Source organism: Burkholderia sp. AW49-1, from assembly GCF_053427845.1.
Map to the genome: position 1 here is coordinate 195,443 of NZ_JBSAXF010000007.1, position 12,708 is coordinate 208,150.

General features: G+C 67.1%; 12 protein-coding genes. 3 read left to right on the forward strand and 9 right to left on the reverse strand.

The genetic code is table 11. The features are described from left to right. Positions 1-42 precede the first annotated feature (42 nt). The 6 genes from ACV22W_RS14155 to ACV22W_RS14180 all read right to left on the reverse strand — a co-directional run bounded on the left by ACV22W_RS14155 (position 43) and on the right by ACV22W_RS14180 (position 6,295). Positions 43-1,065 (reverse strand): ABC transporter ATP-binding protein, encoded by a 1,023-nt coding sequence (locus ACV22W_RS14155; RefSeq protein ID WP_448019962.1) that lies wholly within the window; start codon positions 1,063-1,065, stop codon positions 43-45. Continuing rightward, positions 1,062-2,054, reverse strand: a complete 993-nt coding sequence (locus ACV22W_RS14160; protein ID WP_448019964.1) for an ABC transporter ATP-binding protein — start codon at positions 2,052-2,054, stop codon at positions 1,062-1,064. Before ACV22W_RS14160 ends, ACV22W_RS14155 begins: the two co-directional genes overlap by 4 nt. 2 nt (positions 2,055-2,056) lie before the next feature. Beyond that, positions 2,057-2,959, reverse strand: a complete 903-nt coding sequence (locus tag ACV22W_RS14165; protein WP_321848799.1) for an ABC transporter permease — start codon at positions 2,957-2,959, stop codon at positions 2,057-2,059. Between the two features lie 13 nt (positions 2,960-2,972). Then, positions 2,973-3,911 (reverse strand): ABC transporter permease subunit, encoded by a 939-nt coding sequence (locus tag ACV22W_RS14170; protein ID WP_059528807.1) that lies wholly within the window; start codon positions 3,909-3,911, stop codon positions 2,973-2,975. Between the two features lie 11 nt (positions 3,912-3,922). Continuing rightward, on the reverse strand, positions 3,923-5,536 hold the full coding sequence (locus tag ACV22W_RS14175) for a peptide ABC transporter substrate-binding protein (protein WP_448019965.1): 1,614 nt from the start codon (positions 5,534-5,536) through the stop codon (positions 3,923-3,925). A 177-nt stretch (positions 5,537-5,713) separates the two neighbouring features. Continuing rightward, positions 5,714-6,295 carry a cupin domain-containing protein gene (locus tag ACV22W_RS14180; RefSeq protein WP_059448921.1) on the reverse strand — a complete coding sequence of 194 codons (582 nt, stop codon included), beginning with the start codon at positions 6,293-6,295 and terminating at the stop codon, positions 5,714-5,716. A gap of 496 nt (positions 6,296-6,791) precedes the next feature. On the opposite strand from ACV22W_RS14180, the gene ACV22W_RS14185 reads away from it, so the two are divergent. Further along, a complete protein-coding gene (locus ACV22W_RS14185) occupies positions 6,792-8,315 on the forward strand; it encodes a peptide MFS transporter (RefSeq protein ID WP_448019967.1) in 1,524 nt (507 codons plus the stop codon). A gap of 120 nt (positions 8,316-8,435) precedes the next feature. Beyond that, positions 8,436-8,642, forward strand: a complete 207-nt coding sequence (locus ACV22W_RS14190; RefSeq protein ID WP_448019969.1) for a hypothetical protein — start codon at positions 8,436-8,438, stop codon at positions 8,640-8,642. Between the two features lie 70 nt (positions 8,643-8,712). Here ACV22W_RS14190 and ACV22W_RS14195 read toward each other — a convergent pair whose 3' ends face one another. The 3 genes from ACV22W_RS14195 to ACV22W_RS14205 form a co-directional block, all read right to left on the reverse strand. Further along, positions 8,713-9,837, reverse strand: coding sequence for an OpgC domain-containing protein (locus tag ACV22W_RS14195; protein ID WP_448019971.1), 1,125 nt, complete (start codon positions 9,835-9,837; stop codon positions 8,713-8,715). 387 nt (positions 9,838-10,224) lie between these two features. Next, on the reverse strand, positions 10,225-11,124 hold the full coding sequence (gene rarD / locus ACV22W_RS14200; protein WP_448019972.1) for an EamA family transporter RarD: 900 nt from the start codon (positions 11,122-11,124) through the stop codon (positions 10,225-10,227). A 12-nt stretch (positions 11,125-11,136) separates the two neighbouring features. Further along, positions 11,137-11,433: an acylphosphatase gene (locus ACV22W_RS14205; protein ID WP_448019974.1), complete on the reverse strand. Its 297-nt coding sequence runs from the start codon at positions 11,431-11,433 to the stop codon at positions 11,137-11,139. A gap of 204 nt (positions 11,434-11,637) precedes the next feature. Between ACV22W_RS14205 and hpnA the strand changes: the two genes are divergently transcribed. Further along, positions 11,638-12,645 carry a hopanoid-associated sugar epimerase gene (gene hpnA / locus ACV22W_RS14210; protein WP_448019975.1) on the forward strand — a complete coding sequence of 336 codons (1,008 nt, stop codon included), beginning with the start codon at positions 11,638-11,640 and terminating at the stop codon, positions 12,643-12,645. Positions 12,646-12,708: the final 63 nt, after the last annotated feature.

The window sequence follows — 12,708 nt, forward strand, 5'->3', positions numbered from 1 at the left end:
CCTACCCCTGTTGACCTGCCTGGTTATGTTTGCTGCGTCACTTCACGCCGCCACGCCCGCCCGGATGCACGCGACACGCGCCGCCGAGCCGTGCCGCACTTCCGGCAGCGGCACGTCCTGCGCGCACGCGTCGATCGCGACCGGGCAGCGCGTGCGAAACGCGCAGCCGGACGGCGGGTTGAGCGGCGACGGCATCTCGCCCGCCAGCAGCATCGGACGGCGAGCACGCTCGCGCGCCGGCTCCGGCGTCGGCGCCGCGTCGAGCAGCGCCTTCGTGTACGGGTGTTGCGGCACGCCGTACACGTCATGCCGCGTGCCGAACTCCATCACGCGGCCGAGATACATCACGAGCACGCGCTGGCTGATGGCCTTCACCACCGCCAGGTCGTGTGCGACGAACAGATAGGACAACGACAGTTCGCGTTGCAGATCGCGCAGCAGGTTCACGATCTGCGCCTGGATCGACACGTCGAGTGCCGACACGGGCTCGTCGCAGATCACGAGCTTCGGCTCGCCGATCAGCGCGCGCGCGATGCCGACACGCTGGCACTGTCCGCCCGAGAATTCGTGGGGGTAGCGCAGCAGGTGATGCGCGTTCAGGCCGACACGCTCGAGCATCGTGACCACGCGGCGCCGCACTTCGGCACGACCGAGGCCGGCGTGGTGCGTGACGAGCGGCTCCGCGACGATCTGTTCGATCGTCATGCGCGGATCGAGCGACGCGAGCGGATCCTGGAAGATCATCTGCACTTCACGGCGCATCGCGGTGCCGCGCAGGTGGTCGGGCGCGACGGCTTCGCCGCGCCAGCGCACCGTGCCCGCCGTCATCGGCACGAGGCCAATCAGCGCACGCGCGAGCGTCGATTTCCCGCAGCCCGACTCGCCGACGAGCCCGACCGTCTCGCCGCGCTTCACGTCGAACGACACGCCGTCGACCGCACGCAGCGTGCCCTTCGGCGACCACGGATAGCCGCCGAGCGGCACGCGGAAATGCACCTTCAGATCCTCGACGGACAGCAGCGTGTCGCCCGTCGCGCCGGCATTGAGGCGTTCATCGACGCTCATCGCAGACCTCCCGTCAGTTCGGCCAGCGGCCGGTGGCACGCGCGCACCGCGCCCGCGGCGCCATAGGTTTCGAGCGCGGGGCGCGCGGCACCGCAGCGCTCCTGCGCATACGTGCATCGTTTCGCGAACGCGCAGCCGGCCGGCGCGGTGCCGGGCATCGGCGGATTGCCGGGAATTGCGAAAAGCGGTGCATCGTGTGCATCGGTCAGCCGCGGCAGCGCGTTGAGCAGGCCGATCGTGTACGGATGCGACGGCGCCGCGAAGATCGATTCGGCCGGCGCGTATTCGACGGTGCGGCCCGCATACATGACCATCACGTCGTCCGCGAGGCCTGCCACCACGCCCATGTCGTGCGTGATCAGCACGATCGCGGTGCCGCGCTCGCGGTTCAGCTCGCGCAGCAGATCGATGATCTGCGCCTGCACGGTCACGTCGAGCGCGGTGGTCGGCTCGTCGGCGATCAGGATTTCCGGCTCGGACAGAAGCGCCATCGCGATCATCACGCGCTGGCGCATGCCGCCGGAGAATTCGTGCGGATACATGCGGATGCGGCGCGCCGCATCCGGAATGCGCACCGACTCGAGCGCTTCGATCGCGCGCCTGGTCGCTTCCTTGCGCGACAGCTTGCGATGCAGTTGCAGCGTCTCGGTCATCTGCCGTTCGATCGTCAGGAACGGATTGAGCGACGTCATCGGATCCTGGAAGATCATCGCGATCCGGTCGCCGCGCACCGAGTTGAGCGCGCGCGTATCCATCTCGAGCAGGTTGTCGCCGCGATAGCGCGCGACGCCCGTCGTCGTGCCGTTGCCGGCCAGCAGGCCGAGCAGCGCCATCACGGTCTGACTCTTGCCCGAGCCCGATTCGCCGACGATGCCGAGCGTCTTGCCGGCTTCGAGCGAGAACGACACGCCGCTCACGGCGTCGATCGGCGGCGCGTCCTTGCGCGAGAAGCGCACGCCGAGATTTTCAACTTCCAATAGAGCTGCCATCTTCAGCGATCCTTCGGGTCGAGCGCGTCACGCAGGCCGTCGCCGACGAAGTTCACGCAATAGAGCGTCACGCACAGCATGACGGCCGGCGCCAGCAGCAGCCACGGCATCGATTCCAGTTTCTGCGCGCCGTCCTGGATCAGCACGCCCCAGCTCGTCATCGGCTCCTGCACGCCGAGGCCGAGGAACGACAGCACCGATTCGGTCAGCACGATGTTCGGCACCGACACCGTCGCGTACACGACGACCACGCCGAGCAGGTTCGGCACGATGTGGCGCACCACGATCGACGCCGGCGACACGCCGATCGCGCGCGCCGCATCGACGAACTCTCGATTGCGCAGCGACAGCGTCTGGCCGCGCACGACGCGCGCCATGTCGATCCACGAGAACGCGCTGATCGTCAGCACGACCAGCATGAACGAGCGGCCGAACAGGGTCATCATCAGGATTGCGATCAGCAGATACGGGATCGCGTACATCATGTCGACGACGCGCATCATCGCGGAGTCGACACGGCCGCCCGCGAAGCCGGCGGTCGCGCCCCACGCGACGCCGAACAGGCCGGACACCAGCGTGCCGAGCAGGCCGACCTCGATCGACACGCGGCCGCCGATCAGTGTGCGCACGAGCAGGTCGCGGCCGAGTTCGTCGGTGCCGAACCAGTGCTGGTTCGCGAGCGTCGGCGGCAGGCTGATCGCGCCCCAGTCGCTCGCGGCGGGATCGGCCGCGAGCAGCCACGGGCCGACGAAACACGCGAGCGTGATGAGCGCGAGCAGCACGAGGCTGAATACGGCCGCGCGGTTGTGAAGGAAGCGCGCGAACGCGAGCGCGAGCGGCGAGCGCGAACGCGGCGGCGAGTCGGTCTGCACGGGCAGACTGACGACGGGAGTGGTCGGAGTCATCGCAGTGCCTCGCTCAATAACGGATGCGCGGATCGAGCCACGCGTATGCGAGGTCGACCAGCAGGTTGAACAGCACCGCACAGACGGTCGTGAGCACGACGAGGCCGAGCACCAGCGTGTAGTCCCGGTTGATCGCACCGTTCACGACGAGCTGCCCGAGCCCCGGCAGCGCGAACACCGATTCAGTAACGACGGCCGCCGTGATCGACGTGATGCAGACCGTGCCGAACAGCGACACGACCGGCATCAGCGCGGGCTTGAGCGCGTGGCGCAGCACGATCGTCGAGCCCGGCAGGCCCTTCGCGCGCGCGGTGCGGATGTAGTTGCTCGACAGCGTTTCGATCATCGAGCCGCGCATCACGCGTGCAAGCAGCGACACGTTGATGAAGGTCAGCAGCACGATCGGCAGCAGCCGGTACTGCCAGCCACCGTCGCCCCAGCCGCCGGCCGGCAGCCAGCCGTTGCCGGCCGACGTCTTGAGCAGGATCGCGAAGATCCACACCAGCACCGGGCCGAGCACGAACGGCGGCACGACGTTGCCGAAGTTGCCGATCAGCATCACGAAGCGATCGATCAGGCTGTCGCGGCGCACGGCCGCGACGGTACCCAGCAGCACACCGAACACGATCGAGATCGGGATCGACACACCGCCCACGCCGAGACTCACGGGTAGCGCCTTCTTCACGAGATCGTTCACCGACCAGTCGACGTAACGGAACGACGGGCCGAGATCGCCTTGCAGCAGCGAACCGAGATACAGCAGGTACTGCTTCCACAGCGGCTCGTCGAGGTGATACTTCGCGTTCAGGTTCGCGAGCGTCGCCGCGGACAGCTGCTTCTCCGTATCGAACGGACCGCCGGGCGTGAAGTGCAGCAGCAGGTAGCAGACGGTGATGACGGCGAGAATCGTCGGCACCGCCCACAACGTGCGTCTCAATGCGTAGGCCAGCATGATCGCTCCGCTCAGTGCTTGATCAGGTACATGTCCTGCGAAGCACGCATGTCGATCACGTTCTTCAGCGAGTAGCCGCCCACGTAGGGCTTCACGAGACGGTCCGCCGAGTACTGGAACAGCGGCACCATCGGCGTGTCGTTCATCGCCGTGTCGTGCGCCTGCGTGAGCAGCGCGGCGCGCGCCTTGTCGTCGAGCTTCTGGTTGCCGTCGTCGACGAACGCGTCGACCTGCTTGTTGCAGTAGCCGACGGTGTTCTGCGAGCTGCCGCAGCGGATCAGGTCGAAGAAGGTCATCGCGTCGTTGTAGTCGGCGAACCAGCCGTCGCGCGCGATCTGCACCTTGCCGTCATGCCGTTCCTTCATCAGCACCTTGAACTCGACGTTCTCGAGCTTCGTGTTGATGCCGAGCTTCGTGCGCCATTCGGATGCGGTGAACAGCGCGACCTTCTTGTGCAGGTCGTTGGTGTTGTACGTGAGCGTGAACGACAGCGGCTTCGCGTCCGAGTAGCCGGCCTGCTTCAGCAGGTCCTTCGCGGTCGAGATGCGCTTGGCCATCGGCCACGACGCCCATTCCGGCGTGAACGGCTGCACGCCCTTCGTGCCGTTCGGCATCAGGCCGTACATCGGCTTCTCGCCGGCCTGCGTGAGCTTCGACGTCAGCACGTCGCGATCGATCACCATCGATAGCGCCTGGCGCACGCGCTTGTCCTTGAGCGCCGCGTCGCTGTTGTTCAGGTAGTAGTAGTAAGTCGCGAGCTGCAGGCCCGGGCGCAGTTCGCCGCCGAACTGCTTGCTGACCTGCTGGAAGATGCCCGACGGGATCGAGTAGCTGTAGTCGATCTGGCCGGCCTGGTACATGCGCATCGCCGTTTCGTCGCTTTCGATCGGCAGGTACGTGACCTTGTTGATCACGACCTTCGGCGCGTTCCAGTACTTCGCGTCCTTCGAGATCACGATTCGGTTGTTCGGCTGCCAGTCGACGAGCTGGTACGCGCCGTTGCTGACGATGTTGCCCGGTCGCGTCCATGCGTCGCCGAACTTCGCGACGGTGTCCTTGTTCACCGGCGCGAGCGGCACCATCGCGGTCAGTTCGGGGAAGAACGCGACGGGCACGTCGGTCGTCACTTCCAGCGTGTACGGGTCGACCGCGCGCACGCCGAGCGTCGTCGGCGCTGCCTTGCCGGCGATGATGTCCTTCGAGTTCTTCACGAACTCGACGAGGATCGTGTACTTCGAGCCCGTCTTCGGATCGACGAGGCGCTGCCACGCGTAGACGAAATCGGCGGCCGTCACCGGCTGGCCGTTGCTCCACTTCGCATCGTGGCGCAGCTTGAAGACCCACGTTTGCGGCGTCTTGCGCTCCCACGATTGCGCGACGCCCGGCACGACCTGGCCGGCTGCATCGATGCGGGCGAGCCCTTCGAACAGATCGAGGCCGATCGTGTTGCCGGTCCACGACTCGATGTGCGCCGGGTCGAGCGACTCGACTTCGGCGGGCACCTGGCGCGTCAGGTCCTGTTGAGGAGCGAGCGCGACGTTCGACGGAACGGTCACGGCGTGAGCGGCGGGCGTCGTCAGGGCGAGCGCGGCCAGCACGGCCGACATGGCATGCAAGGATTTCATCGTGGCGGTCTTGAGAAGGTTGTTCGGTGAGCGATGCGCGGCGAATGCCGCGGTTACGCGTGAGACGCTGACGGGTTCAGCGATTGAGGAGGCCCGTGATTCTCGTATTGCATCTTAGTATTCCTTACGTTTCTTTCGACAGGCATTCCGTCTCGGAAACGAAGGAATACCTGTGCGTTAGAACAGCCGCGGTGTACCGACCCAGACCACCACCGACTCGATCTTCGCGGTGTTGACCCAGCTGTGCGGGACCGTCGACTGATAGTGCGAACTGTCGCCGGCCTGCAGAACGAACGTCTTGCCTTCCAGCGTCAGCGACACTTCCCCTTCAATCACATACAGGAACTCCTCTCCTGCATGTGTCGTCACTTCCGACCGCTTCTGCCCCGGCGGCATCCGCACGAGGATCGCCTCGAGCTGACGCCCTTCGGTCACGTTGGTCAGCCTCGCGAACAGGTTCGCCGAATCGGCGAATCCGAAGAAGCGCAACTGATCGCCTCTGCAGACCGAGCGTTCCTCGCTCGGCGTATCCACGAAGTACTGCACCGTCACGCCGAGCGCCTGTGCGATACCGGCCAGCGACGTCAGCGACGGCGACGCGAGCCCGCGTTCGACTTGAGACAGAAACGGCTTCGAAATCCCCGCGGCGGTAGCGGTGTCGTCGAGCGTGCGCTTGAGTCGTTGGCGCAACGCGCGGATCTTGCTGCCCAGTGCTGCGGCAGCGTCTGCCGACTGCGAGTTTTCAGTGGGGGGAACCATAGCAGGCCGAAATGTGGTCGTCAAAAAATGTTTGATGGAAAGTAACTAAGTTAGATCGATTTGGCTTAGTCTTCGGTTTCGCACACGTCTTCGGTGTTGAGCCCGGTGCACTAAACAGGGCACGAAGCGAGCGAAACGACGCGCTATCTTGCCAGACTCGCCGGCTTCACAGGCAAGCTGCAAGCGGCTCTCCGGGAATTTGCGGAGAGCGGGCGCAAATCTTACAAATAGATGATGAGACAAATGTTCCTGAAAGCTGCTGCCATATCGGGAGTTTCCCTGAGTGGCGCGGACCTGACGCACCGGACCGGCAAACGTTACCATTCGCGCGCCGGTCGGGGCCTTGCACCGCCTTGTCCGGCGGCGTCCGGCCCCGGCCCGGGCTAACCGCCCGACTGCTCCATCGCCGACGCAAAGCCTACCCGGCCACAGTGCTCCGGCGCCAGTTCGACCCCAGGCGACGCGCGATCCGCGCCGTCCGTTTCAAACGAGATTGATGATGCATGCACCTGTTTCACAGACCCGATCGTTTACGACGGTCTTCCTTATCGAAATGTGGGAGCGCTTCGGCTACTACGGCATGGCCGCGCTCCTGGTCCTCTTCATGGTCGACCGGCTCGGTTTCACCGACAGCCATGCGAACCTGACCTGGGGCGCGTTCACCGCGCTCGTCTACGCGTCGCCGTCGATCGGCGGCTGGATCGGCGACAAGGTGCTCGGCGCCCGTCGCACGATGATCATCGGCGCGGCCGTGCTGTGCGCCGGCTACCTGATGCTGGCCGTGCCGAACGACGCGCTGGCATACATGTATGCGTCGCTCGGCGTGATCGTCGTCGGCAACGGCCTGTTCAAGGCCAACGCAGCGAACCTCGTGCGCCGCATCTACGAAGGCGACGATGCGCGCATCGACAGCGCGTTCACGATCTACTACATGGCGGTCAACATCGGCTCGACCGTGTCGATGCTCGCGACGCCGTGGATCAAGGATCACTGGGGCTGGCACACCGCGTTCGCGGTCTGCTGCGCCGGCATGCTGCTCGCGATCCTGAACTTCATGCTGATGCACCGCACGCTCGCGCACATCGGCTCGCAGCCAGACGACGAACCGATCCGCTGGAAGCGTCTCGGTGGCGTGGCGGCCGGCGGCGTCGCGCTCGCGCTGATCACGCTGTACGTGCTGCAGCACAAGCAGCTCGCGGTCGCGAGCGTGTGGACGGCCGCATTCGCGATCCTCGCGATCTTCGCGTACATGATCGCGAAGTCGGAACGCTCGGAGCGCGCGGGCCTGATCGCGGCACTCGTACTGATCGGCCAGGTGATCCTGTTCTTCATCTTCTACGTGCAGATGTCGACGTCGCTGACGCTGTTCGCGCTGCGCAACGTCGATCCGCGCTTCATCCTGTTCGGCACGACGCTGTTCACGTGGAGCGCCGCGCAGTTCCAGGCGTTGAACCCGATCTGGATCATGATGCTGAGCCCGGTTCTCGTGTGGATCTACAACGCGGTCGCGAAGAGCGGCCGTGACCTGCCGGTCGCGGCGAAGTACGCACTCGGCTTCGGCGCGGTGGCCGCCGGCTACCTGGTGTTCACGATCAGCGGCCGCTACGCGGTGGACGGTCGCGTGTCGTCGTGGTTCATGGTGTGGGGTTACGGCCTGTACTCGCTCGGCGAACTGCTGGTGAGCGGTCTCGGCCTCGCGATGATCGCCCGCTACGTGCCGGCGCGCATGAGCGGCTTCATGATGGGCGCATATTTCGTCGCGACGGGTGTGTCGCAGTATCTGGGCAGCGTCGTCGCGAACTTCGCGCAGATGCCGTCGCACGACCTGCCGGCCACCGAATCGCTGCCGCTCTACCTGTCGCTGTTCGAGAAGCTCGGCTGGCTCGCCGCGATCGGCATGCTGCTCGCGCTTCTGCTGCTGCCGATGATGAACCGCCTGTCGCGTCAGCATCAGCGCTGCGCGGACGAGCGCCGCGAGGAGGAAGCCGTTCAGGCGCAGGCGCTGGCCTCGGCGCAGTAAGTACTATCCCTCGGCGTGCGGCCTGCACGCCACATTCTCCCGCCAGCGCGGCCAGCACGTCCTACACTGGTTGCAACGGCGCATCCGCTCCGTCGTGATGCGCACTGGCGGGAGAAGATCATGAAAAGCAAAACGACTCGGCTCTTGAGGATACTGTCGGATATCCGGCACGCGCAGCGCTGCACCGCGTTGCGCGCCACCCGGGCCGCAGCCGAAGCCGACGCGGTGCTCGCGGAGCAGGACGATCCGAAGTCCGACCAACGCGACGACGCCGAATCCGACGACGCGACCGCCGCCCCCCGCTCCCGCATCGGCTCACCTCACTGACCGCACCGACGCCGCGCGGCACCCCGCGTGCCGCCTCCGTGCTTCCGCGTTGCCGATGCTTCCGTGCCGCTCATGCGGCCGCGCCGCGCCAGCGTGCGAACCACGTTCCCGAACCCGCCACGGCCATCATCAGCCCGACCGCGCATGCGTCGGCCGCGAGACCCACGCCGATATGCCGCAGCTCGGCGCCGTTCGCGACCGGATGCAGCAGCGAATCGATGACGAGCGAGATCGCCGCGCCCGCGACGAAGCAGATCAGGCCGCGCCGGCCAACAGCCACGACGGGCTGCACGGCCTGCGCGATGCGCGCGATCCAGCCGCGGCGCACGCAATCTGCCATCAGCCACGCGATCGCCGCGAAGCTCACGATACGCGGCAGCGCGAGATCGCGCTTGAGCACGCCTTCCGGCACCGGCAGCCCCGAGAACAGCTTGTAGCTCGCGCAACCGAGCACGATCGCGCACGCGACGCCGGTCGCAGCGGCGCCCCAGCGCCCGAGCGCGACCTGCCGGTAGAACGGCTGGCAGCGCGCGAGCACGCCGGCGACGAACATCAGTTGCCAAGCAAACGGGTTGAAGCTCCAGCGGAACCCGTCGGTGTCCAGCAGCTCGGGGCCGAGCCAGCCGGCCGCGAGCCACGACGCCGCGCTCGACGCGACGAGCAGCCAAGGATGGCGGCGCGCGAACGGCACGATCACCGGCGACGCGAGCGCGAACAGCACGTACATGGGCAGCACCGACGCGAGATACGGCTGACGCTGAAACGTGAGCAGCTCGGCCGCGCCCGTGAGCGGCGACGCGAGCATCACGCTGACGTCGTCGAGCGCGAGGTTCGGCGCGTCGATCCCGTAATGGTCGAGCACGGCGGACACGACGAGCATCAGCGTCGACGTCGCGAGAAACGCGCGATAGATCTGCATCGCGCGATGCACGAACCGCCGCTGCGCGGCGCGCGCGCCGTGCCGGTCGGCGATCGCGCCGTACGCACTCGCGGTCGCGAAGCCGCCGAGGAACACGAACACCTCGGCCGCGTCGCACAGCGCGAATGCGTGGAGCGTCACGCGCGACAGCATGCTCGCGCTGATGTGATCGACGACGATCATCAGCAACACGATTCCGCGGAAGAAATCGACTTCGATCAGTCGGCCGCCGCGCGCCGGCGGCACCGAGACGGCGGGCGGCATGCTCAACGACATGGCCGCACCTGCGCGACGACGGCGCGGCACGCACCGGCGGAGGATTCGGAATGGAGAAGGCGAACGCGATCAGCAGCGATGCGCGTATGCTCGCATCGCGCCAACCCGGCCGGCCCGGCACGGAGATGACCGTTCATGGAAAAGCCGCATACGAAGAGAAGACGGTCAGGTCAGTCTAGCGGGCGGTCGGGGGATACCCTAAGTAACAAAGTGCAACGGAATCTTCTGTTCGATTACAGGCGAGACGTCTGCGATGCAAAGCTGGCAAGCCCGCCAGCCGGACGTCAGTGCGATGCCAGTTCGATGCCAGCATCGTGAGATTCGACGCAACGCACGCGCGATGCGCGGCACGTTCGCTGCCGCCGTCGCCCCGCCGGGCGACGGCACTCAGCCGCGCATCGGCAAGCGTCGCATCAGCATCGCGCTGTGCCACGCGGTCAGCGCGACGGCGGCCCAGATCGGCCCGTACGTCGCGAGTTGCGCGACGCTCAGCGTCTCGCCGAGCAGCAGCAGCGACACCGCGACGAGCAGCACCGGCTCGACGTAGCCGAGGATCCCGAACAGCGCCATCGGCAGCATCCGGCTCGCCTTCAGGTAGCTCGCGAGCGCGAGCGTGCTGAGCACGCCGAGCCCCGGCAGCAGCACTGCCCACAGTAGCGGATGGCTGGCGACCGGCGTCGCGCTTGCCGACACCATCGCGAGCGCGACGGGGCACAGCAGCGCGATCTCGAGCGCGAACGCGGCGAGCGAATCGGCGTTGATCCGGCGACGCAGCACGAAATACGGCGGATAGCCGAGCGCGACGACGAGCGTCGGCCACGCGAACGCGCGCGTCGCCCACACCTCGTGCGCGACGCCGAGCGCCGCGCACGCGACCGCCGCCCATTGCAGCGGATCGAGGCGTTCGTGATAGTAGAAGCGGCCGACGAGCACCATCGTCAGCGGCAGCAGGAAATAGCCGAGCGACACTTCGAGCATGCGCCCGTGCAGCGGCGCCCACAGGAACAGCCACAGCTGCAGGCCGAGCAGCGCCGCGCTCGCCGGCAGCGCGATCAGCAGGCGCCAGTCGCGCACGCTGCGCCGCACGAGTTCGACGAGCGCCGGCCAGCGGCCGCGCAGCGCGATCAGCGCGAGCGCGCCCGGCGCGGTCCACAGGATGCGCCACGCGAAGATGTCGAGCCCGGTGAGCGGCGCGAGCAGTTTCGCGTAGGCGGACATCAGCGCGAACAGCGTCGACGCCATCATCGACAGCGCAATGCCGCGACCAGCCTCCGGATACCCCGTCATGTCGTTTTCGCCTTACTGCTGCTGGAAGCGCTCGAAGCGCTTTTCGACCTGCCGCTCCTCGAACGTCACCTCGGACACGCGCGCGGACGGCGGCCCGTGCCGCAGCCAGGCGAGCATCCGGTCGATCTGCGCGCCGGGGCCCTGGATCATCGCCTCGACACTGCCGTCCTCGAGATTCGCGACCCAGCCGCGCAGCTTCAGCGCGTGCGCCTCGCGCACCGTTGCATGACGGAAGCCGACGCCCTGCACGACGCCGCGCACCCGCACGTAGTAGGTCTCGATCCGTTCGTCCAGTTCATTGCGGCTCATCGCGTCACCCTCCCGTAGCATTCAAGCCCGGCATTGTAGTCGCGTCGACCGCTTCGCACACGCGCCCGGCAAGCGGGCCGCACGCGGCCGCCGACGCCCGCCGCGGCCGCCGCGCGGCGCTCGCGTCGCCGTGCGCGCCGACCACGTACAATCTCGCCGACGCACAACCGCCGCGCCGCCCGCGCGCGGCCCCGAAGGAAACGCATGACTGATACCTCCCGCGATCTCGTTCTCGTCACCGGCGCGTCCGGTTTCGTCGGCTCGGCCGTCGCACGCATCGCGCAGCAGAAAGGCTATGCGGTGCGCTTGCTGGTGCGCCCGACCAGCCCGCGCATGAACGTCGCGGATCTCGACGCCGAAATCGTCACCGGCGACATGCGCGACGAGACGTCGATGCGCGCCGCGCTGCGCGGCGTGCGCTATCTGCTGCACGTGGCGGCCGACTACCGGCTGTGGGCGCCGGATCCGGACGAGATCGAGCGCGCGAACCTCGAAGGCGCGGTCGCGACGATGCGCGCCGCGCGTGCCGAAGGCGTCGAGCGGATCGTCTACACGAGCAGCGTCGCGACGCTGAAGGTCACGAGCGCCGGCGATCCGTCCGACGAGAACCGGCCGCTGACCGCCGAGCAGGCGATCGGCGTGTACAAGCGCAGCAAGGTGCTGGCCGAGCGCGCGGTCGAGCGGATGATCGCCGACGAAGGGCTGCCGGCCGTGATCGTCAACCCGTCGACGCCTATCGGCCCGCGCGACGTGAAGCCGACGCCGACCGGCCGCATCATCGTCGAGGCCGCGCTCGGCAAGATTCCCGCGTTCGTCGATACTGGCCTGAACCTCGTGCACGTCGACGACGTCGCGCACGGCCACTTCCTCGCGCTCGAGCGCGGCCGCATCGGCGAGCGCTACATCCTCGGCGGCGAGAACCTGCCGCTGCAGCAGATGCTGGCCGACATCGCGCAGATGACGAACCGCAAGGCGCCGACGATCGCGCTGCCGCGCTGGCCGCTCTACCCGCTCGCGGTCGGTGCGGAGGCCGTCGCGAAGTTCACGAAGAAGGAGCCGTTCGTGACCGTCGACGGCTTGCGGATGTCGAAGAACAAGATGTATTTCACGTCCGCGAAGGCCGAGCGCGAGCTCGGCTACCGCGCGCGTCCGTACCGGGAAGGACTGCGCGACGCGCTGGACTGGTTCGGCTCGGCGGGCTATCTGAAGTAACACAAAGCGGCGTGCTTCGCGCCGCTTTGCGCACTTTGTTACACGTCGCTGACGGACCGGCAC

Excerpts from the sequence above, each read along its gene's own strand:
- ACV22W_RS14155 (WP_448019962.1), bottom strand. The coding sequence starts at position 1,065 with ATGAGCGTCGATGAACGCCTCAATGCCGGCGCGACGGGCGACACGCTG.
- ACV22W_RS14160 (WP_448019964.1), bottom strand. The coding sequence starts at position 2,054 with ATGGCAGCTCTATTGGAAGTTGAAAATCTCGGCGTGCGCTTCTCGCGC.
- ACV22W_RS14165 (WP_321848799.1), bottom strand. The coding sequence starts at position 2,959 with ATGACTCCGACCACTCCCGTCGTCAGTCTGCCCGTGCAGACCGACTCG.
- ACV22W_RS14170 (WP_059528807.1), bottom strand. The coding sequence starts at position 3,911 with ATGCTGGCCTACGCATTGAGACGCACGTTGTGGGCGGTGCCGACGATT.
- ACV22W_RS14175 (WP_448019965.1), bottom strand. The coding sequence starts at position 5,536 with ATGAAATCCTTGCATGCCATGTCGGCCGTGCTGGCCGCGCTCGCCCTG.
- ACV22W_RS14180 (WP_059448921.1), bottom strand. The coding sequence starts at position 6,295 with ATGGTTCCCCCCACTGAAAACTCGCAGTCGGCAGACGCTGCCGCAGCA.
- ACV22W_RS14185 (WP_448019967.1), top strand. The coding sequence starts at position 6,792 with ATGATGCATGCACCTGTTTCACAGACCCGATCGTTTACGACGGTCTTC.
- ACV22W_RS14190 (WP_448019969.1), top strand. The coding sequence starts at position 8,436 with ATGAAAAGCAAAACGACTCGGCTCTTGAGGATACTGTCGGATATCCGG.
- ACV22W_RS14195 (WP_448019971.1), bottom strand. The coding sequence starts at position 9,837 with ATGTCGTTGAGCATGCCGCCCGCCGTCTCGGTGCCGCCGGCGCGCGGC.
- rarD (WP_448019972.1), bottom strand. The coding sequence starts at position 11,124 with ATGACGGGGTATCCGGAGGCTGGTCGCGGCATTGCGCTGTCGATGATG.
- ACV22W_RS14205 (WP_448019974.1), bottom strand. The coding sequence starts at position 11,433 with ATGAGCCGCAATGAACTGGACGAACGGATCGAGACCTACTACGTGCGG.
- hpnA (WP_448019975.1), top strand. The coding sequence starts at position 11,638 with ATGACTGATACCTCCCGCGATCTCGTTCTCGTCACCGGCGCGTCCGGT.